Here is a 22,299-nt window from a genome sequence, read left to right as displayed (position 1 = left end):
TAACTGCCTACTATTTTATCACTATTATAGGGTCAGCGGTTTTCTCATTTTCAAGACCTAGCTATAGTTTCAAACTATAAGAAAAGAGAGTGGGACAGAAATCGGTCATTCGTTAGAATTCGATTTCGTCGTCCCACCTCCGGGGCTGTAAAAGCTGATGAAATCAGCGTAGTAGAGCCCACTCAACCACTGCGTATTGCTCGACAATCCAAAAACAAGAAGAGGCTAGGACTTTTGTCCCAGCCTCTCAGGTTTATTTGATGCGAAATTTTTGTCTAAGACGTGCGGCTTGACCTCCAATAAAGCGGTCAAAATAGCGTAGCCATAGTCCTAAAGCTCCATAGATCGCTACTCCCAAACCACCAATGATGATGAGATAAACCATGCTCGATACCCGACTATTTGGTGGATAAATCCAGCCAAGAATCAATCCTGCGATCAAGACCCCAAGCAGCATCACGACGGTTAGGATAGAGCCCAGTAGAGTGCGTTTGAAGACGATGGTGCGATTAAATTGGGTAATGGTTTGGATCTCCTGATACATAAGAACGATGGGCACCATTAAAGCGATGGTCGTTGACAAGAGTGGCCCATAGGAACGAAAGACCAGAATCAATGGAATTTGTAAAACCAATTTTACAGCTACCCCATAGAGGAAGTAGCGAATGGCTTTGCGGTTTTGGAAGAGGGCCTGAATCATCGGAGACAAGACAGTATAAACTCCTAAAATCACGGTCTGCAACATAGCCACAATAAAGAGGCCTAAAGCTAAAGAATCGGGTTGTCCATAAAAAACCGTATAGAGCGGCTTAGCTACGGCTACTGCCCCAATTGTTGCTGGAAGCAAGAAAGCTAATAGCATGGTCAAGTTATCTTGTACGAGCTTTCCAGCAGCTTTTAAGTCGCCCTTGACATAATTCTCCGTTAAAAGAGGAATTCCCACTCCCCCAATCGAGGTCGCCACCGCAATCAGGATCATGGTGATTTTATTTGGATTGGCAGAGAAATAACTAAACATGACCAGAAGCTGCTTCTGACTATAATCTGTGAACCAAGACATGACATTGATAAAGGTCATCTGGTCCACAATTTGAAAGAGCTGAATGGCAGAACCAGTGATGATAAAAGGAATGGCTTCTCGAATCGTATCGATCAAGAGGGCCCGGGTATCAATCCCTTCACTATTCTCTTGCTTTTTCAAAATAGAAGAGAGAAGGCCTGTTTTCCCAAGGTAATAAAAGAGAACTAGAAGGCTCGCTAACATACCGATAAAGGCAGCAAAAGTCGACTGTGTAACGGCCTGCACATAATCTCCTGAGCCAATCTTCATGATGAAGAAGGTCGTAAGCAACATCCAAATAACTCGGATGACTTGCTCTGCGATCTGGCTAATAGCATAGGGTTTCATGTTATTGAAGCCTTGGAAAAATCCGCGAATCACGCTCATCGAAGGAAAAATCAAAACAGCCCAAGAAAGACTCTGCATGATTGGAACGAGCTCTTTTCCTCCACCTGAAAGACTGGCAAAGATGGGGGACAAGAGATACATGAGAATGGCAAAGCCAAGACCTAGAATTCCCATGAATTTTAAGAAACTACGAATCAAGGCAAAACTGTGATCTGCTTGATCCCGGGTGTTGTACTTGGCTACTTGCTTGGCAACGGCTACGGGTACTCCAGCTGTCGAAATCAAGAGAAACCAAGCGTAGATATTATACCCCATTGTAAATAATCCGTTGGCTTGAGGGCCATATGTTCCCATCCAAATATACCAAGGAATAATATAAGCGGCTCCTAGCAAACGGCTGATAAAGTTGCTGGCTGTCATCCAAGCAGTCCCACGAAGCATCTGGGCTTGCTGGTCATTTTGTTCGTGACTCATTGGTGTCCTCTTTCCTTTCTTCTTCTCTACATTATAAACTTTTCCATGGCACTTGTAAAATAGAGACTTTAAGTTTAAAATAGTTGTATGATTACAATTGAACAAACCCTACAAATCCTAAAAAACGACCAAAATTTCCGAGAAATCCTTCTAAACGGTGAGTACTACTACCGTTTAGAAGGCACAAGTTTTGATACCATTAGCTATGATAGTCGCAAGGTTTCTGCTAGTACCCTCTTTTTTGTCAAGGGGGCGACTTTTAAAAAAGAATACCTTGAACAAGCTATTTCAGATGGACTCGGCTTTTACGTCTCTGAAAAAGATTATGAGGTCGCTATTCCTGCTATCCTCGTAAATGACATCAAGCAAGCCATGAGCTTAATTGCCATGGAGTTTTATGGACACCCTGAGAAACAATTAAAACTGTTAGCTTTCACAGGGACCAAGGGAAAGACAACGGCAGCTTACTTTGCTTACCATATATTGACACAAAGTTATCGACCAGCTATGTTGTCTACCATGAATACGACACTGGATGGTAAGCATTTCTTTAAATCGAGCCTGACAACGCCTGAAAGTTTGGATCTTTTTGCCATGATGGCTCAGGCTGTTGCCAATGATCGAACCCACCTCATTATGGAAGTTTCCAGTCAAGCTTATCTGGTAAAACGGGTATATGGTCTGACCTTTGACGTTGGTGTTTTCCTAAACATCAGTCCGGACCATATCGGGCCAATTGAACATCCGACCTTTGAAGATTACTTCTACCACAAGCGTCTCTTGATGAAAAATAGCCGAGCAGTTGTCATCAATAGCGATATGGATCATTTTTCCGTCTTGAAAGAACAAGTCGAAGACCAAGAGCATGACTTTTATGGTAGTCAGTCTGAGAATCAAATTGAAAACTCCAAAGCCTTTCGTTTCTCAGCTACTGGTAAATTAGCTGGAGGCTATGACATCCAACTGATTGGTCGCTTCAACCAAGAAAATGCTGTAGCAGCAGGTCTTGCCTGTCTTCGTCTAGGTGCGAGCCTCGAGGATATCCAAAAAGGGATAGCCGAAACTCGTGTTCCCGGTCGTATGGAAGTGCTGACTCAGAAAAATGGAGCCAAGGTCTTCATCGACTACGCCCATAATGGAGATAGCTTGAAAAAACTGCTCTCAGTCGTCGAAACTCATCAAACGGGGACCATTTCACTGGTTCTTGGATCAACTGGGAACAAAGGAGAGAGCCGCCGCAAGGACTTTGGTTTACTCTTAGAAGACCATCCTGAGATCCAAGTCTTCCTCACAGCGGATGACCCCAACCACGAAGATCCTTTGGCAATCGCTGAAGAGATTAGCAGCTTTATCACGCGCCCTGTTGAGAAAATCGCAGATCGCGAAGAAGCCATTCAACTGGCTATGGCAACTACCAGCAAGCCTGAAGATGCCGTCATTATCGCAGGAAAAGGAGCTGACTGCTACCAAATCGTCAATGGCGTAAAAGAAGAGTATCCAGGTGATGCCGCCATTGCTGAACGTTATCTTTAATCAAACGAAACAAGGCTAGGAAATTTTCCTAGCCTTGTAATGTAAACAAACTAGTTAAAAATAAAATAAGCGAAGCGATTCTAGAAAAAAATCAGTTCAAATTTTTAAAATGAATCAAGAAAACACCAAAACTTTCCGCTGTGAGAAAAGTGCTTGAAACATTACGTTTCAAGCACTCGGGAGTTTTGAAACTTTAGGTTCAAAACTAAGTCATGGAACTTCTTAGAAGTTCGCTGACGTCCGCACTCACCTAAGGAAAGTTTTTAAGATGACTTTGTCTTCAATCAGAGGCTAAGAAAATTTCCTAGCCTTTTCTATTGTTTACTAAACATCAGTCTTTCCTTGTCCAAGTCCACTGCTAATTCATATTTGCCTTCATCATTTTTGCGGATATAGCCTAAGACTTCTAAACTATCAACAAAGATGTCTCTGCGCTTTTGCTGGACTTGGTCTTTTTTGAGGAACTTGAGCAAGAAGCTAGTCATATACTTGAGAGCATACTCGGGATTGACATCTCCCAAAATGGCATAGAGCTTCTCCTGCTCCTCTGTCAATGGATATTGATGAGCCACCTTGTAGAAGTAATTGGAAAGGGTTTGTGCCTTTCGCTCGAAGTCCGTCTCCTCTATGAGAATCGCTGCGTTGGTCGTGTTGCGAAGTTCCGTTTGGAAGGCCCTGGCTTTTAGTTCCTGATAAAGTTCACTCTCCTCTCGGGCAAAGACTTCTTGATCCAGTTCAACCCGATCAGCTGACTCCAAGAAAGGCAGGTTGAGTCTGTAGCGTTTATTTTCCCTTAGGATGAAGCCCGCTTTGATATATTCCTCCATCAGCTTATCCACTGGCACCTCTGGAAATTGAGCCTTGATTTGCCGCAGGATCACATCATCCTGCTGGTCCAGATAGTTAATCAAGTCCTTAAAAAATGCCTGTCGCGTCAAACGAGATGGGTTAAAAATCCGAATCATGAAGATTCCTTTCTTTACATTTCAACAGTGGAGATGCTGCCAACTGACTAGGATTGGTTCCTGGTTGATCCAACGGAACTGCTAGGCCTAGCTCTCTGTAGTAATCTAGCCAGAAGGGACTAATCTCCTGCTCCTCATCGCCAAACTTCATAGGAATGGTCTCAAAAATGGGTAAGATGGCTGCAATATATTGGGAACAGTAAAAACCAGTTCCATCTGGATAAAAGGAAGTATTATAAGGTGCACCTAAGTGGCTCTCTGCTTTCTTTTTGACCTCTTTGAGATCAATTCCCGGATAGCGATAAAGATCGTAGACTCGATCAGACTCAAAGAAATCTACCGGTTCTTGGCAGACAACACCTGCTTCTCCAGTAGCGTGATAAATAAAGCCGTCCAAAAAGATAGCCACGTGGCTATAGTTCCCTGTTGAAGCCTGAATAGCCTGTCCCATATCTGACGGGTCCTTTACAAAAATCAAATCACCTGTTTCTAACATGGTCTCCTCCTAGCAAAAAAGGAGCCGAAACTCCTTTTTAACAATGGGCTTCCCCATCTATGATTACCCATTAAAGCTTTCTGTCAATTGTGGTACCACTTGTTTCTTACGTGAAACAGCTCCTGGAAGGAAAGCGTGGTTGTTTTCAAGTTTGAAGTTGAAAGCTGCTTCTACCTTGTCCATATTAGCACCAAGAGCCAAAATTTCTGAGTTTGAGTTGACGATGTCTGTAATCATCAAGACAAAGTCAGAGTAGCCGTTAGCTGCATTTGCAGCTTGGATAGCTGCTTCGATTTCAGCTTGGCGTTCCAAGACTTCAGCAATATCAACTGTATTGACTTGAGCAACACGAACCTTGTTTCCATTCAATTCAAAAGTTTTCGCATCGATGTCAATCAATTCTTCTGCTGATTTGCTTGCCAAGTTAGTCCCAGCTTTGAGCATGGCAAGACCGTATTCTTCCAAGTTCACACCAGCCAATTCAGCCAATTCAGGAGCAATCACTTTATCAGATGGGTGAGTGGTTGGAGATTTCAAAAGAAGAGTATCTGAAATCAAACCTGAAAGCATCAAACCAGCTAATTCTTTTGGCACTGCTACACCGTGTTCTTTGAACATACGGTAAACGATAGAAGATGCTGATCCAACTGGTTCCAAACGCATGTAAAGTGGGCTGGCAGTTTCAAAGTTAGCCACACGGTGGTGATCGACTACACCGTAAACTTCTACTTCAGCGATATCTGAAACAGATTGTTGGAATTCATTGTGGTCCGTCAAGATGACTTGTTCTGCACCTTCTGCTTTAGCTGATGTGATCACACGTGGTGCTTTTACACCAAAATAATCCAATACGAAAGCTGTTTCTTCATTTGGAGTACCAAGAGCAACCGCTTCTGTATCCAAACCGTAAGCTTCTTTTGCAAGATAAGCAAAGGCCACTGATGAACCAATCGCATCTGAGTCAGGATTTTGGTGACCAAAGACAAGAATTTTTGACATATTTCTACCTCTTTATTTTCATTTATCTATTTACCCTATTTTAGCACGTTTTGCCATTTAAAGAAAGGGAATAGTGATGCTTTTCATCAGAAAAAGACAGCTGGAAGGCCCAACTGTCTATACTTTTTATCCTTTGACCCTTTTCAGGTAATCTTGGTAACTTTCGGTATCCATCAATTTTTTTGCATTTTGGACTCGTTCTTTTGTCGGAGGTTTGACCCCTTCCAATTTATACGGAATTCCCAACTCACGCCATTTGAATTCCCCCATGGTATGGTAGGGTAGAATTTCAAACTTATCGACATTTTTAAGGGTTTTAACAAATTTTCCAAGCTCGATCAAATCATCATCTCGGTCTGTCAAACCTGGCACCAGGACGTGGCGAATCCAGACTGGTTTTCCGATATCAGATAGGTACTTGGCACAAGCTAGGATTGTTTTGTTGGTATGGCTGGTCACAATTTTGTGACGTTCATCGTTGATTTCCTTGATATCAAGGAGTACCAAGTCTGTCACCGCCATCAAGCGGTCAAATTTTTCCAAATAGCGAGGGGTATTTCGAAAAGGAAGAGCACAGGTATCAAGCGTACAATGAATCCCCAACTCTTGGGCTTTGGTAAAGAGAGCAATCAAGAAATCAATCTGCAAGAGGGCTTCTCCTCCACTGACAGTGATTCCCCCTTTTTGGCCCCAAAAACCACGATAGCGAAGAGCTTCTTCTAGGACATCATCCACCGTCCGCTCACGAGAATTGTTGGTTTCCATTGCCCATGTATCTGGATTGTGGCAATATTGGCACCGCATTTGACACCCTTGCAGGAAGACAATAAAGCGGATCCCTGGACCGTCTACCGCTCCAAAACTTTCTGTTGAGTGTACCATTCCTGTAACTTTTCCATAGTCAACTGTTTCATTTTCCATTGAGGAACCTCTTCTCTTGAAAACGTTTCATAACTTTATTATAACAAATTTCCATCTATTTTAAAGAGATTTGGTCTCTTTTTTGAAAAGAATCTGTTATTTTCAAAATGTTTCCTTGTCCTAGTACAGTTTCTATAATCGAATGATCTGTCCTGTATTCTAGGAGAATAAAGGAGGCTGGAACAAAAGTCCTAGCCTCTCAATTTTTTTGGATTATCTATCAAGACGCAGTGGTTGAGTGGGCTCTACTACGCTGATTCCATCAGCTTTTACAGCCCTACTCAACTGTGCGGAGGTGGGACGACGAAATCGAATTCTAACGAATGACCGATTTCTGTCCCACTCTCTTTACCCCAGCACCAGCTCATCACTCACCAAGGTTTCTCCACTATTCTGACGGAAGAGGCGCATCAAATCTTCAACGGTCAGGTTTTTCTTTTCTTCCCCTTTGACATCGACGACGATCTTGCCCTGATAGAGCATGATCAAGCGATTCCCATATTCGATGGCATGATTCATATCATGCGTAATCATTAGGGTTGTCAAATCATGGCTTTCAACGATCTTTTGCGTCAATTCCATGACCATTTGACTAGTTTTAGGATCAAGCGCTGCCGTATGTTCGTCTAGAAGCAAGAGTTTGGGTCTAACCAAGGCAGCCATGACCAAGGTCAAAGCTTGCCGTTGTCCACCAGATAGGAACTGAGTATCCACTTTGAGACGATTTTCAAGACCAATATTGAGCTCTTTCAAGGCTTTTCTGAATGATTCACGATCTTTCTCACGAACACCCCAGCCCAGACCACGAGATTTTCCACGGCGTTGGGCAATGGCCATATTTTCTTCAATGGTCAAGCGAGAAGCCGTTCCCATCTTCGGATCTTGGAAGACACGCGCAATATCCTTGGCCCGTTTTCGAACACTGGTATGTTTAATCGAGTTACCATCTAGGAGGATGTCTCCTTCGTCAACTGTTAGATTACCTGCCAAAATGTTCATCAAGGTTGATTTCCCAGCTCCATTTCCACCAATGACAGAGATGAAATCACCCTCTTCAACTTGTAAGTTCAAGCCTTTTAAGACGTGGTTTTCATTAACCGTTCCAGCTTCAAATGTCTTATGAATATCTTCAATTGATAATAATGTTGCCATACTTTTCTCCTACTTATTTCCTAACTTCAATCCACGAATGCGAAGACGTTTTTGCACTTCCGGCGCAAACAAGACAACTGCAAGCAAGATCGCATTAAAGAGACGAACCAGATTTTGATCCAGATGTGGGATCTCGTAAATATTTAAGATAATTAAACGATAGACAATTGCACCAACTCCAATTGAGAGCAAGCGCCAACCAATGGTTAAATCGTGAATCAAGACTTCTGCGATGATGACCGCACTCAAGCCGACCACGATGGTCCCTGTTCCAGAAGTGACATCTGAGAAACCATCATTTTGAGCAAACATCGCACCACACAAGGCAATCAATCCATTTGAAATCATGTAACCCAACATTTTCATATGATCGACATTGACCCCATTGGCCTCACTCATTGGAATATTATCTCCAGTTGAACGAAGGACCAAGCCGAGTTGGGTCTTCATCAACAAGGTCAATACAAGACATACAATGATCAAGCAAGAGATACTGATCAGAAAAACAGATTCTTCATTTGAAAGACCCAAATGCATCACACTCTTGAAGATCGTACTTGCATCCCCAATAGAGAGGTTGGGTACCCCACCCATGATTTTGATATTGATGGAGTAGAGTCCTGTCAAAGTGACAATCCCTGTCAAGAGGGCTGGAATTTTCATTTTTGTATGAAGAATCCCTGAAACCAACCCAGCCAGCATCCCAGCTCCAAACGCTAAGAGAGTTGCTAGCCAAGGATTGCGTCCTGCCTGGATCTGTGAAGCAACGACTGCCGCTCCAAGTGGAAAGGCTCCTTCTGCCGTCATATCGGCAATATCTAAAATTCGAAATGTTAAGTAAACACCGATCGCCATGATCGACCACAATAAACCTTCTGATAAACTTGATAAAACGAAATTCATCCCATACCTCCTATTTTTCTATCTTTAATGAGCTGATATCAATCCCAAGCTCTTTTGCCATTTCTTTATTGACATGCAATTCCAATTTTTCAGGTGTTTCGACTGCGATCTTTTCAGGTTTTTCACCCTTCATAATCCGAATCACCATCCGTGCAGCTTGCCGTCCCAATTCTTCATAATCGGTACCATAGTTGTACAAGCCACCAATCGCCACCATCTCAGCTGAACCACCAAATACAGGGACCTTGTGACTGAGCGAGACTTGTTTAATGGTTTCCATCGTAGAGGAGACGATATTATCTGTCGGAACAAAGACGATATCTGCTTCTGACATAATACTGTCTGCTGCTGCTTTTACATTGTTACTATCGAGAACTGTTTTTTCAACTACTTGATAACCCTTGGCTTCTAAGATTTTCTTAGCGTTATCTTTTTGGACAACTGAGTTAGGCTCACTTTGCGTGTAGAGGATCCCAACTGTTTTCGCTGTTGGAACGATTTTTTTGATCAAATCGACTTGAGTCGAGATCGCATCCTCTGACTGATCGCTGGTCCCTGTGATATTGCCACCTGGCTCTTTCAAGTTTTTCACCAACTTCGCTGCCAATGGATCGGTGACAGCTGAGAAGACAACCGGTGTTGTTTTAGTTGTATTGGCCAAACTTTGAGCAGACGGTGTCGCAATGGCAAATACCAAGTCACTCTCTTCAGCCAATTGTTTGGAAATGTTTTTCAGATTTCGCTGTTCCCCTTGAGCATTTTGGAAATCAATCTGAATATTTTTCCCATCCACATAGCCCGCTTTCTTCAACTCAGCAATAAATCCTTTACGAGTGGCATCAAGTGACTTATGCGTAATGTATTGCGAAATTCCAATTCGCAGGACATTTGATTTCTTGTTGTCCTTGAGGTGATGGAGACTCACTAATGAGGTTAACAAAAGACCTACAACAAGGACTGGTGCTAGTAATTTCTTGACTACTTTCATTTCATACTCCTTTTTTGCGAGAATAAATAAACATCCGCCTAGATCATGATCTAAACGGATGCCTGAAATTCTCCAACAAGTTACAAAACCTTGGTCCATTTAGATACTAGCTCTATGGACCAACTTCAAAAATCTTAGCCACATAGATACAAACAAATTGCTTGGGTTGTTTGCATCCATGAGGTCATGTCTACAAACACTATCTAAAGTAGCTAAAGTAAAATTTTTGAATTGAATTCGGTTGTTGCTTCATGTTCATTTTTCTGCTTTCTTTATTTATGGGTCTTATCTTACCCCATTTTCAGTTCGCTGTCAAGAATTTTTCAACTATTTTTTAAATTTTTCGAAAATTCTGCTTCAATTTTGAATTAAATAAATAGAGAGAGTGGGGCAGAAATCGGTCATTCGTTAGAATTCGATTTCGTCGTCCCACCTCCGCACAGTTGAGTAGGGCTGTAAAAGCTGATGAAATCAGCGTAGTAGAGCCCACTCAACCACTGCGTCTTGCTCGACAATCCAAAGAAAATTGAGAGGCCCGGACTTTTGTCCCAGCCTCTTCAATGCTTGATAAAACTAACTGTATAATTCTGTCGTTGATTGCTCAAATCAAGGCTTTAATGCGGTGGATAAAACGGGCCAAGCAAGTCTCCTAAGCCTTGACTTACTCTTAAAGATCTAAAGAGGGCCTCTTGTGTTGGAATGCTCTGCAAGTTCCAACCGTCTTCCCTTATTTTTGCTTTCCTGTAAACCGCCATTGAAAGCGCAAGCGATCATACAAGGGATACTCAAACTGCAAGACGGCAAGTCCAAGGATCATACTGCCAAGAACGTCAGATGGGTAATGGGCCCCAACATAAACACGAGAAGCCACAATGATTCCGATTCCCAAAAGCAGCACTCCTTGAAGAACATAACGAGCTATCTGATGTTTCAAGCGCTGCCCGATCATGATGATCAAGCTACCCAAAACAAGGGTAGACGCCAAGGAATGGCCACTTGGGAAGGAAAAACCTTTTTCCACAACTAGATGTAAAATAGCTGGTCTTGGTCTCTGGTAAATATTCTTTAGAAGTAGAACCAATAGCCCCGTCAAAACCAGATTGCTCCCTAATAAAAGAGCTTCACTATACCATTTCTTGTAGGCAAAAACAGCCATTAGAAGCCCCACCCAGATCACAATGATCTTGGTATCCATGACATGGGTCACCTTGGTAAAGAAGGCTGTCAACGCTGCAGATAAATCCCCTCGCAGGGTCGATTGAATCGTGCTGTCAAAACATGTTAATTGTTGGGGATAAAAGCGAATCACATATCCCAGAATCATAAAAATGAGAAGGGCGAAGCTTGCCTTCGCCCAATGTTCTTGTTTATTTTTCATATAGTTTCAGTTGGGACTGTATGAGGGTGTGCACCATCCAAAAAGAAACAGCCCAAATCAATCCTTCTAGTAGATTAAAGGGAACTACCATACCGAGTAGATACTTCTCAACACCAATATTGCCAGCGATATCAAAGCCTACAAACTTAGCATAAAGGGGGATTGCATAATAGTAATTGACCACGAGCATGGCAATCGTAATACCAAGAGTTCCCACTAAGCTAGCAAGTACAAAGCGTTTTAAGGTTTGCTTTTTATTCCAAATAAGGGCAAAAGCTAAAACAAAGACGAATACTGCAACAATATTAATTGGTATCCCCACTAGGGTCTCAGCGCCTTTACTATTTAGAGCTAGTTGAAGAACGGAGCGGACGATCAGCACCAAAAATGAACTTCTCAAGTCAAAAAGGACCAAGGCTAGTAAGATTGGTATCGTACTAAAGTCCACTTTCAAAAAACCAATCCCGACTGACATTTGAAAAATCATCAGTAGAAAAGAGAGCGCGGATAAAACTGCCAATATGGTCAGCTTACGTGTATTTGTCATCATAGGTTCCTCCAATTTTCAATAAAATTAGAAGAAGTTGGAAAGATTCCCTTGACCTTATTCTATTCGAATCGTTTTAAAGAAAACTTAAACAGTTCCTTTATACTTGAAGAAAGACGGCATGAAGATTCAAGAAAAAAAGCTTGACAACAAATTTTCTATCAAATCAAGAACCAGATTCCATCAAGTAGATGATCACAAAGAACAGGTTTGTTCCTCTCTCGTCTTCTCCCATCCAGACTATACTGTCGGTTGTGGAATCACACCACATCAGCTTGCGCTCGCGGACTTCTTTTAGAGGATGGAAATGGAGATTTTCTTTTAGATGAGGCGACAAGCTCTAGGCATAACTTCTAGTTAGGCAAAGCTTGGCAACAAAGTAGAAAAGAAAAAGAACATTCCCTAGTAAAAGTCACCGCCGGTCGGGAATTACACCCTGCCCTGAAGACTTCTTAATCATAACAAAAAAAACCTGCCGTGGCAAGTTTTTGTAACTTAATAGATTACATCGTTCGCTTTTTTGATTTTCCGTTCTTATTTGAGCTTGTCGTGCTCATAACGATGGCTCAACTCCAGCCCCTTAAACCCTTGCTGGCGAAGCGCTTCATAGACAATCATACAGACGGTATTAGAGACATTTAAACTCCGGACATGCTCATCATTCATCGGAATGCGAATGGCCTTCTCTTCGTGCTGGCGCATAAAGTCTTCTGGCAGGCCTTTATCTTCACGGCCAAATAAGAAATAATGAGACTTCCCATCCTGATAGGAAACATCCGAATAGGTTTGACTGGCAAACTTTGAAACCAAATGTACTTGGCCATCACGCGCTACTTCCATAAACTCTCCTAAGCTATCATAGAAACGAACATCCAGCTTGTCCCAATAATCGAGTCCTGCTCTCTTCATCTTGCGATCATCGATCGGAAAAGCCATGGGGCGAATGATATGCAAGGGGGAATTGGTCGCTGCACACGTCCGAGCAATATTCCCCGTATTTTGTGGAATCTGAGGTTGGAACAAGACAATATGATTTTGAGCTGCTGACTCTTAGTAGTCCAGTTCTTCAATATTCATAGTGATACTCTTTCTGATAAAAAAATAGCCACACTGCCCGGAGTCAAGCTCAGCAAACAGCGTGGTTACAGCTTCATTAACTTAACTCACAACAGGTTTGAGGTAAATCAACGAAGGTACTGTTTAAGTATACCATTTTTAAAACTCCTGTCAATAGTTTTTTAGATTTTTTTAAGAAAAGTTTTGTCATTCGTTCTTCAGAAAGTTAGCTTTAGAAATCTCTTTTAAAATCAGAAAACAGATGAATTTTTTGTGAAAATAAAGTATGATAGAATCATAGTCTGGAGGTAATCTATGAAAATTATTGTTGTCGGTGGTGGAAAGGTCGGGACGGCTCTTTGTCGTTCTCTTGTTGCTGAGAACCACGATATCATTTTAATCGAGCAAAATGAAGCTGTTTTAAACCATATTACCAAACGCTTTGACATCATTGGGATTTTGGGCAATGGAGCCAACTTCAAGGTCTTAGAGCAAGCAGACGTTGAAGATTGTGATATCTTCATCACTTTGACCGAACAGGACGAGGTCAATATGGTCTCTGCTGTTCTAGCTAAGAAAATGGGAGCCAAAGAAACCATTGTTCGGGTGCGCAATCCTGAATATTCTAATTCTTACTTCAAGGAAAAAAATATCCTAGGCTTCTCTTTAGTTGTCAATCCTGAACTGCTGACAGCCCGCTATATCGCAAATAGCATTGATTTCCCCAATGCCTTGTCTGTAGAGCATTTTGCAAATGGTCGCGTTGCCTTGATGGAGTTTAAAATCAAGTCCGATAGCCACCTTTGCGAGATGAGCCTCTTCCAATTTCGGAAGAAATATGGCAATATCATTATTTGTGCCATCGAGCGAGAAAATGAATTGACCATTCCAAACGGTGACTTTGTTCTGCAACCAAATGATAAGATCTTTATCACCGGCAATCGGATGGACGTCGTCCATTTTCACAATAGTGTCCGTCCGCAAGTGATCAAAAACCTGATGATTATCGGGGCTGGAAAAATTGCCTATTACCTCCTCAATATTCTCCAAGATGAACGTCGAAAGATCGATCTGAAAGTCTTAGAAATTAATCAGAAACGGGCGGAATTTTTTAGTCAAGAGTTCCCTCATCTCTACATCGTTCACGGCGACGGGACTGCAAAAGATATTCTCCTAGAAGAAAGTGCCAAACACTATGATGCCGTCGCAACCTTGACGGGTGTCGATGAAGAAAATATCATCACTTCGATGTTTTTGAATTCTGTTGGAGTGAAAAAGAATATTACCAAAGTCAACCGGACCAGTCTTCTTGAAATCATAGGAGATCAGGATCTGACAAGTATCGTCACTCCAAAACGAATCGCAGTGGATACCATCATGCACTTTATTCGTGGGCGTTACAATGCACGCTTTTCAAACCTGGAAGCTCTCCACCATGTGGCCAACGGCCGAATGGAAACCTTGCAATTCCAAATCAAGGAAGAAAACAAACTGACCCAGGGGAACTTGTCCGACTTAAAACTGAAGAAAGGTGTGTTGATCGCTGCCATTATTCGAAACGGCAAGGCGATTTTCCCACATGGAGAAGACCATTTGATGGTTGGTGATCGTATTCTTGTAACTACCTTAATCCAAAATATCACTGAGATCTACGATCTCCTTGAGAGGTAAGCCCTATGAATAAAAGTATGATACGTTACCTCTTATCCAAACTCCTCTTAATCGAAGCAGGACTCCTCATTGTTCCCTTGGTGGTTGCTACCATCTATCATGAACCTGCTAAGGTCTTTGTCTCTATTGGTGCCACCATGGCCATTTTGCTAGGTCTAGGATTTCTGGGGAGCTTCCAAAAGCCCAAAGATTTTCACATCTATGCCAAAGAAGGGGTTTTGATTGTAGCACTCTGTTGGATCTTATGGTCCTTCTTCGGTGCTCTTCCCTTTGTCTTTTCTGGACAGATTCCAAACATCATCGACGGCTTCTTTGAAGTCAGCTCTGGTTTTACAACGACCGGAGCAACGATTTTAGATGATGTGGGTGTCCTCAGCCATTCTCTTCTCTTTTGGCGTAGTTTTACCCACTTAATCGGCGGGATGGGAGTATTGGTCTTTGCCTTAGCCATTATGGACAATAATAAGAATAGTCACCTTGAAGTGATGAAGGCAGAAGTGCCTGGTCCCGTTTTTGGCAAGGTGGTGTCCAAGTTAAAAAATACAGCTCAAATCCTTTACTTCTTGTATCTAGGCTTGTTCTTCCTCTTTGTAGTGCTTTATTTCCTTGCTGGAATGCCCCTTTTTGATAGTTTTGTTATTGCCATGGGGACAGCCGGTACCGGAGGATTTACCGTCTTTAACGATGGAATTGCCCACTACAACAGTAGCTTGATCACCTATTTAGTTAGTGTCGGGGTTTTGGTCTTTGGGGTGAACTTCAACCTCTACTACTACCTCATGATCCGAAAATTCAAGGCCTTCTTTAAAGATGAGGAATTGCGGACCTATATCACCATCGTTCTGGTCTCAAGTGTTCTCATTGCCTACAATGTCCTCCATCTCTATGCCAATGTAGCCAAGAGCTTCGAGATCTCTTTCTTTCAAGTGTCCAATATCATCACTACAACTGGTTTTGGTTATGGCACGACGGAACAATGGCCTCTCTTCTCACAGTTTATCCTCTTAATGCTAATGGTTATTGGAGGGTCCGCCGGCTCTACAGCAGGAGGTCTCAAAGTCATCCGTTGCTTGACCTTATGGCGGATTGCAAAAAATCAGGTCCTATCCACCTTATCTCCTAATCGGGTCGTGACCTTGCACGTTAATGATACGGTACTAGATAAAGACACCCAGCACAAGATTCTCAAATACTTTACGATTTATAGTTTTATCACGATCGCTTTACTATTTGTCGTTAGCCTGGACAATAATAACTTCATGACTGTCGTCAGTGCTGTCTTTAGCTGTTTTAACAACATCGGACCGATGATTGGAACCGGTCAAACCTTCTCCATCTTTAGTCCCATTTCCAAATTCTTACTTTCCTTGGCCATGATTGCAGGACGCCTTGAAATCTACCCAATGATTCTACTCTTCCTCCCTAGAACATGGTCCAAGCGCTGATGAATAGCAAGGAATACAAAAAAAATGAGAGTGGGACAGGAGTATAACCTTAAATATAAAAAGCGAACAAAAAGAGTTTTCTGACATTCAGAATACTCTTTTTGTTCGCTTTTTGTCTAATCTATCGATTTTAAAAATTTATAATAAAGAATTCCTAAAATCAAAATCTTTTTGTCCTAGCCTCTCAATTGTCTTTGGATTGTCGAGCAAGACGCAGTGGTTGAGTGGGCTCTACTACGCTGATTTCATCAGCTTTTACAGCCCTACTCAACTGTGCGGAGGTGGGACGACGAAATCGAATTCTAACGAATGACCGATTTCGGTCCCACTCTCATTTTTATTGATTTTTATCGTTCTGTTCTGACTTAGCATTTCGTCTCAGGCTAAAATGGTCTGGCAAGGGGTCTGGTCCCGCTTTAGTCCCTGGATGGCATCGCAAAATCCTCGCAATCCCCATCAGGACCCCTTTTGCTCCAAAGCGTTCAATCGCTTGGATCATATAATTAGAACAGGTTGGCTGAAAGCGGCAAGACGGCGGAAAAAGGGGGGAAATCCACTTTTGATAGCCCCTCACCATGGCGATCAAGATTTTCTTCATGCTTTTTTCGACCGGGTCACTGCTAGATTGTGCAGTTGGCTGATTTCTTTTTTATTCAAGCGGCGGTATTCACCTGGACGAAGTCCAGTCACATCCAGTGTTCCAAATCGGGTCCGAGAGAGCTTATCCACCAAGAGCCCCACGGCTTCAAACATCTTCTTGACCTGGTGATTGCGCCCTTCGTGGATGGTCAACTGCACCACCGAACGATTTTTATCCGCATCTACTTTTAAAATCTCATAAGTCGCTGGCTTGGTTTTCTTCCCATCAATGGTCACTCCACGTGTTAAGGGACGCAAGTTTTCCTTGTTGGCAATGCCTTTGACACGCGCCACATAGACCTTATCAATCTCATTACGTGGGTGAATCATCTCATCTGTAAAGTCACCATCATTGGTCAAAATCAAGACACCAGATGTATCCCAGTCTAGACGCCCCACAGGGTAGATTCGCTCTGGAACTTGAGACAAGAGATCAATCACAGTCGTTCGGCCTTTATCATCCGATACACTGGAGATCACCCCTCGCGGCTTATTTAAAAGATAGTAGACCTTCTCTTCGTTATAGATTGGAGTTCCTTCAACTTCAACCTTATCCCCTGATTGAATGATGGTTGCTAGTTCTCGTACAACCTGACCATTGACCGTTACCAAGCCTTGCTTGATCAACTCCTCAGCCTTGCGACGACTCGCTACACCTGCATGGGCAATGTATTTATTAATTCTCATCTAGTTCCTCTGTTCTCTCTGAAAATAATTGACCTTCTACTGGATCTAGTTCTATATCCTCAACCTTTGGCAATTCCTCCAAATGATTGACACCCATGTAATCCAAAAAATAGTCCGTTGTCACATACAAATTGGGGCGCCCGAGGACTTCTTTTTTCCCATCCTCACGAATCAGGTCAAATGATAGAAGCTTGGCAATAGCACCACTAGAATTGACCCCCCGAATATCATCGACCTCGACACGAGTGATCGGCTGTTTATAAGCAATGATTGACAAGGTTTCAAGAGCAGCTCTGGACAAACTTTGGTTCATGGGCGTTTTAGAATAGTCACGTAGAACCGTTGCATAGTCTGCCTTTGTTACCAATTTATAATGAGAGGCCGTCTCCATCAAGCAAAGACTAGTCTCTTCATCGTTCTGGTATTTTTGGCTTAATTTATCTAAACTTTGCACCACGCCCGTAGGAGGCAAAGACAGAATATCGGCGATTTGCCTAGCAGTAATTCCTTCTTCGCCTGCTACAAATAAAAGTGCTTCAATTTCAGCTAGTTTGCTCATCTTCCATCCTATTTACGTAAATTTCTCCAAAAGCAGTATCTTGTACCACTGTCACCTCTTGGATCTTAATCAGCTCAAGCGTTGCAAGAAATAAGGTGATCACCTCTTGGAGATTAGCTGCTTTGTTAAACAAATCTTGCAAGAGAATTTGCGATTGATTCTGTAATTGTTGGCGCAGCTGGTCCATCAGATCTTCAATCTTGTATTCATCTTTGACAATGGTCGTATGGTTCTGACGGAATTCTTCCTTTTTCTTGGTTAATAGTTTTGAAAAGGCCAAGAAAAGGTCCACTGTAGTGCGATCGTGAAGCAATTCCGTATCATCATAGACCAATTCCAATTTGGGTTTTGAATAATAGAGGGCCCGTTCTTCGTGTTGAGAGGCCATCAATTCCCCTAATTGTTTGTAGGTCCGGTACTCTTCCAATTGAGAAAGGAGGTCTTGCTCCAGGTCTTCTGCTTCCTCCAGCTCCTCTGCGACCTTTGGCAGGAGTCTGCGGCTCTTGATCAAAGTCAGCTGACTAGCCATGAGCATATATTCCCCTGCTACCTCTAGCTTTAAGGCCTTCAGAGTCGCAAGATAGGCCAGATATTGTTCAATCACCTCAATCAGAGGAACCTCATAGATATCCATCTGGTACTTGGAGACCAAGTGGAGCAAGAGGTCCAAGGGCCCTTCAAAATCTTTAATTTTAATATCCATTATTTATATTTTTCTAATGTCACCATGGTCTTTAAACCCAGCTCACGCGCAATACTAAAGAGATCTACACCCAGTTCTCTTTGCTTCAAAATATATTGTTCGCGAATCGATTGTGCGGATAAATCTTGGTGGCCTTTTTCGATCAAGAAAGCCTCTAATTGTCGAAATCCCCACTGCCGTGAGTAGGATTTGCCTTTATTATCAAAGAGATAAACCCCATCTAAGAAGACTTGCAACTCATCCAGTAGAGGTTCTGGTACTTTTAAGACCCGTTTTTGACCATCCTTGCCCACTCGAATGACATGAAAGTCCATCTGAATATCTGCAACCTTGACTTGAAGAATTTCACTTGGCAATAAGCCCATCTCCAGAATCAATAAGGCCATCAAACGTCCCTGTGGGTTGGTTGATGCGTCCCAAAAATGGGTCAAATCCATCAACTCTCGATCATGGGTCTTGACGACATGAATTTTAGGCAAGACAAGGCGATGGTACTCTGAAATATGATGTTCTTGATATAGATAGTAAAGGAATTGGTTGACGGCTGATAACTTCCGTTTTTGGACAGCCGGCTTAAAATCCTTAATAGAAGCTTGGTAAATTCTCAAATTTGTCGGTGTCACTTTTCCATGGATGGACTCAATAAATTGGTCCAAGTCATAGAAATAAGCCGACTGAGAATTTTCACTCAGCTCTTTTTGATCAATAAAACTTGCAATAAATTCTTTCATTTTGGAATCATCTCGTATTCATTTGAAAAATTATGCATGAGCGAATTGATGGCTTTGAGAATGGATTTTCGTGTGATAATTCCTTGGAAAATCCCTGCTTGGTCCACCACCGATAAGAAGGAATCATCCACCAGTTTATGGAGGACTTCTGTCAGATTAAAATCTACTCCGATGATCCCAACCTCTTTTTTTGCGATATCCACAATATCCATAGAAGCAAAAGTCTCCTCAGGAATGTTGTGTTGGAGTTGATACGATAGAATATCCGTTAGAGAAATGGTCCCTACAAACTTGCGCTCAGCAGTAACCACTGGAATCCGACTATAACTAATCTGACTTAAGAGCAAGACGGCGTGGTCCACATTATGGGTGTCAATTAAGACCGCCAAGTTTGTGGCAGGGGTTAGGAATGTTTCTTCTTGCGCCAGCAAGAAGTGCTCAAATTCCTTTGCGATCATCTGCTAAACTCCTTTGTTAATTCCGGATACAATACATGGTCTCTCGTGTAGTACTCTACCTTGTAATTGGAATCATCTATCTCAATTTTAGCATAGAGGCACTCTCGAATAGGACCACGTGGCTGACTGATCGAACCAGGATTCACAAAGAGGGTCCGACCTTCCTTCCAAGCATCTGGGATATGAAGGTGGCCGTAAAGACAGATATCTGCTTCTTCCTCTTGGGCCCACAGATCCAATTTTTGAAAACTAAAATTGATCTGGAAGAGATGCCCATGGGTCTGGATGATTCGTGTTGGCCCTAGTTGGGTCACCAAGCGTTCTGGATAGCCATCATAAAAATCCATGTTTCCTTTGACAACGTGAATCCCTTCCCAGACAGGATCATCACTTTTTAGTTCAGAATCCCCATTGTGAAAGATACCATCGACCTGACCTAGGTATTTGTCTTTAATTGCTTCTACGATGGAACGGTCTCCATGCGAGTCACTCATTACGATGATTGTTTGCTTTGCCATGATGGAAATACCTCCAATAATTTTTTAACAGCTAAAGCACGATGCGATTGTGTATTTTTTTCTTCAAGGGTTAATTCCGCAGCAGCACGGCCAGTTTCCCCAACCAAAAAGAGAGGATCATAGCCAAAGCCGTTTTCACCCTTAGGCTCAAAATTAATATAGCCTGGCCAATCCGCTTCTACTACTAGGCTTTCCTTACCAGGTTTTGCAACCACCAAGGTCGTATGGAATTGGGCTGAACGATCCTTCAACTCAAAGACCATGGCCAACTCATGCAACAACTTGGCATTGTTTTCCGCATCCGTCGCGCCAACTCCCGCAAAGCGAGCAGACCAAACTCCAGGTAAGCCACCTAAGACATCCACCTTCAAGCCTGAATCATCTGCCAAGACCGTTTTGCCGGTTAATTCAGCGATTGTTTCAGCCTTGAGGCGGGCATTTTCTTCAAAGGTCATCCCTGTTTCTTCCACTTCTGGAAGCTCTGGATGTTGATTGAGGTTTTCCACTTCAAAGCCTAATTTTTCAAACATATTGCGGAATTCCTTGGTTTTTCCTTCATTACGAGTCGCAATAAGGATGGTATCTTTCACCTTATCTTGCCCTAAAAAAGCTTCTAAGTTCACACCCTCACTTGGTAGATGCACATAAAGTAAGCTGCCCTTCTCTACCAAGAGCAAGGCCCCTTGACGTTGGACAATCTCAAAAGCTCTTCCCTTGACCTCATTTAAGACTTCCGTCAAAAAAGTCAGGAAACGAAAAGCTGATCCATAGCGCATCACCGATAGATTAAGGGGGAAACCTTGGGAATCTTTTTCAAAGAGAAGTTCCAGCTGGTCTAACAGAGTGGAAGCTTCCGCAGGAACTTGACTAAATTGGTTGTAGTCTGCATCTTCTCCCCATTGGGCAATATACCAATCTTGGGAATCTTTGTATTCAAATAGTTTGTCACTCATAAATTCACATGCTCCACATTCACCGAACGCTCTAGCCACTTTTCAGCAATCGCTGCAAAGCTATTGGCATTTGCCGTTGTATAAAAACGATGGTTTTGCCCCGCTAGTTCACGGCTTTTGTTCAACTCAAAATAATTTAACAATACGGAAATATCCCGAACACACTCTGCCCCACTATCAATCAATTTAACAGATGGTCCCATCACATTTTGGATAATGGGTTTCAAGAGTGGATAATGGGTACATCCCAAAACAAGGGTATCAACCTTTCCAACTAGTGGTTTTAGGGTCTCATAGACCACCTTTTTACTAACGCTGGAGGTTAATTCATTCGACTCCACCAAGGGGACAAATTTGGGACAAGCTAGACTGGTGACTTCCATATCTGGAGCTAAGTGTTGGATTTTTTCTTGGTAGATTCCAGACGAGACTGTCATCGGTGTCCCAATCACTCCAACTTTTTGATGGGTCGTTGATTTGATGGCTGCAGAAGCTCCCGGCAAGATCACTCCCAAAACGGGGATATCGAGTTTGGCCTTGACTTCTTCCCAGACAACAGCCGTTGCAGTATTACAGGCTAAGACAATCATCTTCACATTTTTTGTCAAAAGGAAGTTTACCATCTGCCAAGTATAGTCGCGAATTTGTTCTGCTGGTCTAGGACCATAAGGGGCACGCGCCGAATCCCCAATATAGACAACATCTTCATGAGGCAGTTGACGGAGCAGTTCGCGAACCACCGTCAGGCCACCTACTCCAGAATCTAAAAAACCAATCGGTCGGTTATCCATATCTCTTCCTTCCAAAAGGAGGGACTAAGAAATTCCTCCAAGCCCCTCTCATTTATTCTCGTGAGATTGTCCCACTCTTTATTTTTTCTTATTTTTCGCCATTGCAGATTTTTGTTGGTTGATAATTTGGCGATAGACTTGTTGAACTTTTGCTTCACTTGGACGTTGGCCACTAGCACCTAAAAGCGTCCGAACTGCTTCAACATTCAAACGGGGGTTTGATGCAAATTCTTTTTCAAATTGACGACGAAGCAAGAACATACCTGCAACCATTCCACCAAAGAAAGCCAAAATAATCAACAAAATTCCTAAAAAGAGATTCAT

General features: G+C 42.5%; 24 protein-coding genes and 1 riboswitch. Of the genes, 3 read left to right on the top strand and 21 right to left on the bottom strand.

Annotation, left to right across the window (positions count from 1 at the left end; all coding sequences use genetic code 11):
- Positions 1-253 precede the first annotated feature (253 nt).
- Positions 254-1,882 carry a polysaccharide biosynthesis protein gene (locus HA044_RS06405; RefSeq protein ID WP_187540309.1) on the bottom strand — a complete coding sequence of 543 codons (1,629 nt, stop codon included), beginning with the start codon at positions 1,880-1,882 and terminating at the stop codon, positions 254-256.
- An 87-nt stretch (positions 1,883-1,969) separates the two neighbouring features.
- Between HA044_RS06405 and HA044_RS06400 the strand changes: the two genes are divergently transcribed.
- On the top strand, positions 1,970-3,415 hold the full coding sequence (locus HA044_RS06400; protein ID WP_187540307.1) for a UDP-N-acetylmuramoyl-L-alanyl-D-glutamate--L-lysine ligase: 1,446 nt from the start codon (positions 1,970-1,972) through the stop codon (positions 3,413-3,415).
- Positions 3,416-3,729: 314 nt separating this feature from the next.
- Here HA044_RS06400 and HA044_RS06395 read toward each other — a convergent pair whose 3' ends face one another.
- The 10 genes from HA044_RS06395 to HA044_RS06350 all read right to left on the bottom strand — a co-directional run bounded on the left by HA044_RS06395 (position 3,730) and on the right by HA044_RS06350 (position 12,793).
- Entirely contained in the window at positions 3,730-4,380 is a 651-nt protein-coding gene (locus tag HA044_RS06395) for a DUF1803 domain-containing protein (RefSeq protein ID WP_187540305.1), read from the bottom strand.
- Complete coding sequence (locus HA044_RS06390) at positions 4,364-4,876, bottom strand: YiiX/YebB-like N1pC/P60 family cysteine hydrolase (RefSeq protein ID WP_187540303.1); 513 nt, start codon at positions 4,874-4,876, stop codon at positions 4,364-4,366. Before HA044_RS06390 ends, HA044_RS06395 begins: the two co-directional genes overlap by 17 nt.
- Positions 4,877-4,939: 63 nt before the next feature.
- Positions 4,940-5,875: a manganese-dependent inorganic pyrophosphatase gene (locus tag HA044_RS06385; protein WP_187540301.1), complete on the bottom strand. Its 936-nt coding sequence runs from the start codon at positions 5,873-5,875 to the stop codon at positions 4,940-4,942.
- A gap of 126 nt (positions 5,876-6,001) precedes the next feature.
- Positions 6,002-6,796 carry a pyruvate formate-lyase-activating protein gene (gene pflA, locus HA044_RS06380; protein WP_187540299.1) on the bottom strand — a complete coding sequence of 265 codons (795 nt, stop codon included), beginning with the start codon at positions 6,794-6,796 and terminating at the stop codon, positions 6,002-6,004.
- A gap of 348 nt (positions 6,797-7,144) precedes the next feature.
- Complete coding sequence (locus HA044_RS06375; RefSeq protein WP_187540297.1) at positions 7,145-7,948, bottom strand: ABC transporter ATP-binding protein; 804 nt, start codon at positions 7,946-7,948, stop codon at positions 7,145-7,147.
- Between the two features lie 9 nt (positions 7,949-7,957).
- Positions 7,958-8,851 carry an ABC transporter permease gene (locus tag HA044_RS06370; protein WP_187540295.1) on the bottom strand — a complete coding sequence of 298 codons (894 nt, stop codon included), beginning with the start codon at positions 8,849-8,851 and terminating at the stop codon, positions 7,958-7,960.
- A 10-nt stretch (positions 8,852-8,861) separates the two neighbouring features.
- A complete protein-coding gene (locus tag HA044_RS06365) occupies positions 8,862-9,839 on the bottom strand; it encodes an ABC transporter substrate-binding protein (RefSeq protein WP_187540293.1) in 978 nt (325 codons plus the stop codon).
- Positions 9,840-10,566: 727 nt separating this feature from the next.
- Positions 10,567-11,217 (bottom strand): phosphatase PAP2 family protein, encoded by a 651-nt coding sequence (locus HA044_RS06360; RefSeq protein ID WP_187540291.1) that lies wholly within the window; start codon positions 11,215-11,217, stop codon positions 10,567-10,569.
- Positions 11,207-11,764: an ECF transporter S component gene (locus HA044_RS06355; RefSeq protein WP_187540684.1), complete on the bottom strand. Its 558-nt coding sequence runs from the start codon at positions 11,762-11,764 to the stop codon at positions 11,207-11,209. The genes HA044_RS06360 and HA044_RS06355 overlap by 11 nt, the downstream gene beginning before the upstream one ends.
- Positions 11,765-11,983: 219 nt before the next feature.
- Positions 11,984-12,217, bottom strand: a riboswitch (FMN riboswitch).
- An 81-nt stretch (positions 12,218-12,298) separates the two neighbouring features.
- The gene (locus HA044_RS06350) at positions 12,299-12,793 is read right to left on the bottom strand and encodes a tRNA (cytidine(34)-2'-O)-methyltransferase (RefSeq protein ID WP_316250443.1); all 495 of its coding nucleotides are present in this window, start codon (positions 12,791-12,793) and stop codon (positions 12,299-12,301) included.
- Between the two features lie 342 nt (positions 12,794-13,135).
- On the opposite strand from HA044_RS06350, the gene trkA reads away from it, so the two are divergent.
- Both trkA and HA044_RS06340 read left to right on the top strand, forming a co-directional pair.
- The gene (gene trkA, locus HA044_RS06345) at positions 13,136-14,491 is read left to right on the top strand and encodes a Trk system potassium transporter TrkA (RefSeq protein WP_187540289.1); all 1,356 of its coding nucleotides are present in this window, start codon (positions 13,136-13,138) and stop codon (positions 14,489-14,491) included.
- A 5-nt stretch (positions 14,492-14,496) separates the two neighbouring features.
- The gene (locus tag HA044_RS06340; protein WP_187540287.1) at positions 14,497-15,936 is read left to right on the top strand and encodes a TrkH family potassium uptake protein; all 1,440 of its coding nucleotides are present in this window, start codon (positions 14,497-14,499) and stop codon (positions 15,934-15,936) included.
- A 337-nt stretch (positions 15,937-16,273) separates the two neighbouring features.
- On the opposite strand, the gene yidD is transcribed toward HA044_RS06340, so the two are convergent.
- The 10 genes from yidD to HA044_RS06290 form a co-directional block, all read right to left on the bottom strand.
- Positions 16,274-16,534 (bottom strand): membrane protein insertion efficiency factor YidD, encoded by a 261-nt coding sequence (yidD, locus tag HA044_RS06335; RefSeq protein WP_187540285.1) that lies wholly within the window; start codon positions 16,532-16,534, stop codon positions 16,274-16,276.
- The gene (locus HA044_RS06330) at positions 16,531-17,262 is read right to left on the bottom strand and encodes a pseudouridine synthase (RefSeq protein WP_187540283.1); all 732 of its coding nucleotides are present in this window, start codon (positions 17,260-17,262) and stop codon (positions 16,531-16,533) included. The genes yidD and HA044_RS06330 overlap by 4 nt, the downstream gene beginning before the upstream one ends.
- The gene (scpB, locus tag HA044_RS06325; RefSeq protein WP_187540281.1) at positions 17,252-17,821 is read right to left on the bottom strand and encodes an SMC-Scp complex subunit ScpB; all 570 of its coding nucleotides are present in this window, start codon (positions 17,819-17,821) and stop codon (positions 17,252-17,254) included. Before scpB ends, HA044_RS06330 begins: the two co-directional genes overlap by 11 nt.
- Positions 17,805-18,524 carry a segregation/condensation protein A gene (locus tag HA044_RS06320; RefSeq protein ID WP_187540280.1) on the bottom strand — a complete coding sequence of 240 codons (720 nt, stop codon included), beginning with the start codon at positions 18,522-18,524 and terminating at the stop codon, positions 17,805-17,807. The genes scpB and HA044_RS06320 overlap by 17 nt, the downstream gene beginning before the upstream one ends.
- The gene (gene xerD, locus HA044_RS06315; protein ID WP_187540278.1) at positions 18,524-19,255 is read right to left on the bottom strand and encodes a site-specific tyrosine recombinase XerD; all 732 of its coding nucleotides are present in this window, start codon (positions 19,253-19,255) and stop codon (positions 18,524-18,526) included. The genes HA044_RS06320 and xerD overlap by 1 nt, the downstream gene beginning before the upstream one ends.
- Entirely contained in the window at positions 19,252-19,713 is a 462-nt protein-coding gene (gene cbpB, locus HA044_RS06310; protein ID WP_187540276.1) for a cyclic-di-AMP-binding protein CbpB, read from the bottom strand. The genes xerD and cbpB overlap by 4 nt, the downstream gene beginning before the upstream one ends.
- The gene (locus tag HA044_RS06305; RefSeq protein WP_187540274.1) at positions 19,710-20,231 is read right to left on the bottom strand and encodes a metallophosphoesterase; all 522 of its coding nucleotides are present in this window, start codon (positions 20,229-20,231) and stop codon (positions 19,710-19,712) included. Before HA044_RS06305 ends, cbpB begins: the two co-directional genes overlap by 4 nt.
- On the bottom strand, positions 20,207-21,184 hold the full coding sequence (locus tag HA044_RS06300; protein ID WP_187540272.1) for a nucleoside-triphosphate diphosphatase: 978 nt from the start codon (positions 21,182-21,184) through the stop codon (positions 20,207-20,209). Before HA044_RS06300 ends, HA044_RS06305 begins: the two co-directional genes overlap by 25 nt.
- Positions 21,181-21,975 carry a glutamate racemase gene (gene racE, locus HA044_RS06295; RefSeq protein WP_187540270.1) on the bottom strand — a complete coding sequence of 265 codons (795 nt, stop codon included), beginning with the start codon at positions 21,973-21,975 and terminating at the stop codon, positions 21,181-21,183. The genes HA044_RS06300 and racE overlap by 4 nt, the downstream gene beginning before the upstream one ends.
- Positions 21,976-22,053: 78 nt before the next feature.
- On the bottom strand, positions 22,054-22,299 hold the full coding sequence (locus tag HA044_RS06290; protein ID WP_187540268.1) for a YneF family protein: 246 nt from the start codon (positions 22,297-22,299) through the stop codon (positions 22,054-22,056).

The sequence above is a fragment of the Streptococcus sp. IMAU 99161 genome (assembly GCF_014435245.1).
GTDB classification, from domain to species: domain Bacteria; phylum Bacillota; class Bacilli; order Lactobacillales; family Streptococcaceae; genus Streptococcus; species Streptococcus lactarius.
Note: the sequence above shows the minus strand (reverse complement) of the source record. Positions and strands in the feature narration are given on the sequence as shown.

Bases quoted from the DNA above. Each gene is read 5' to 3' on its own strand.
- HA044_RS06355 (WP_187540684.1), bottom strand. From the start codon at position 11,764: ATGACAAATACACGTAAGCTGACCATATTGGCAGTTTTATCCGCGCTC.
- trkA (WP_187540289.1), top strand. From the start codon at position 13,136: ATGAAAATTATTGTTGTCGGTGGTGGAAAGGTCGGGACGGCTCTTTGT.
- HA044_RS06340 (WP_187540287.1), top strand. From the start codon at position 14,497: ATGAATAAAAGTATGATACGTTACCTCTTATCCAAACTCCTCTTAATC.
- HA044_RS06365 (WP_187540293.1), bottom strand. From the start codon at position 9,839: ATGAAAGTAGTCAAGAAATTACTAGCACCAGTCCTTGTTGTAGGTCTT.
- yidD (WP_187540285.1), bottom strand. From the start codon at position 16,534: ATGAAGAAAATCTTGATCGCCATGGTGAGGGGCTATCAAAAGTGGATT.
- HA044_RS06395 (WP_187540305.1), bottom strand. From the start codon at position 4,380: ATGATTCGGATTTTTAACCCATCTCGTTTGACGCGACAGGCATTTTTT.
- cbpB (WP_187540276.1), bottom strand. From the start codon at position 19,713: ATGATCGCAAAGGAATTTGAGCACTTCTTGCTGGCGCAAGAAGAAACA.
- racE (WP_187540270.1), bottom strand. From the start codon at position 21,975: ATGGATAACCGACCGATTGGTTTTTTAGATTCTGGAGTAGGTGGCCTG.
- HA044_RS06290 (WP_187540268.1), bottom strand. From the start codon at position 22,299: ATGAATCTCTTTTTAGGAATTTTGTTGATTATTTTGGCTTTCTTTGGT.
- HA044_RS06400 (WP_187540307.1), top strand. From the start codon at position 1,970: ATGATTACAATTGAACAAACCCTACAAATCCTAAAAAACGACCAAAAT.
- HA044_RS06375 (WP_187540297.1), bottom strand. From the start codon at position 7,948: ATGGCAACATTATTATCAATTGAAGATATTCATAAGACATTTGAAGCT.
- HA044_RS06305 (WP_187540274.1), bottom strand. From the start codon at position 20,231: ATGGCAAAGCAAACAATCATCGTAATGAGTGACTCGCATGGAGACCGT.
- scpB (WP_187540281.1), bottom strand. From the start codon at position 17,821: ATGAGCAAACTAGCTGAAATTGAAGCACTTTTATTTGTAGCAGGCGAA.
- xerD (WP_187540278.1), bottom strand. From the start codon at position 19,255: ATGAAAGAATTTATTGCAAGTTTTATTGATCAAAAAGAGCTGAGTGAA.
- HA044_RS06370 (WP_187540295.1), bottom strand. From the start codon at position 8,851: ATGAATTTCGTTTTATCAAGTTTATCAGAAGGTTTATTGTGGTCGATC.
- HA044_RS06385 (WP_187540301.1), bottom strand. From the start codon at position 5,875: ATGTCAAAAATTCTTGTCTTTGGTCACCAAAATCCTGACTCAGATGCG.
- HA044_RS06405 (WP_187540309.1), bottom strand. From the start codon at position 1,882: ATGAGTCACGAACAAAATGACCAGCAAGCCCAGATGCTTCGTGGGACT.
- HA044_RS06360 (WP_187540291.1), bottom strand. From the start codon at position 11,217: ATGAAAAATAAACAAGAACATTGGGCGAAGGCAAGCTTCGCCCTTCTC.
- HA044_RS06330 (WP_187540283.1), bottom strand. From the start codon at position 17,262: ATGAGAATTAATAAATACATTGCCCATGCAGGTGTAGCGAGTCGTCGC.
- HA044_RS06390 (WP_187540303.1), bottom strand. From the start codon at position 4,876: ATGTTAGAAACAGGTGATTTGATTTTTGTAAAGGACCCGTCAGATATG.
- HA044_RS06320 (WP_187540280.1), bottom strand. From the start codon at position 18,524: ATGGATATTAAAATTAAAGATTTTGAAGGGCCCTTGGACCTCTTGCTC.
- HA044_RS06300 (WP_187540272.1), bottom strand. From the start codon at position 21,184: ATGAGTGACAAACTATTTGAATACAAAGATTCCCAAGATTGGTATATT.
- pflA (WP_187540299.1), bottom strand. From the start codon at position 6,796: ATGGAAAATGAAACAGTTGACTATGGAAAAGTTACAGGAATGGTACAC.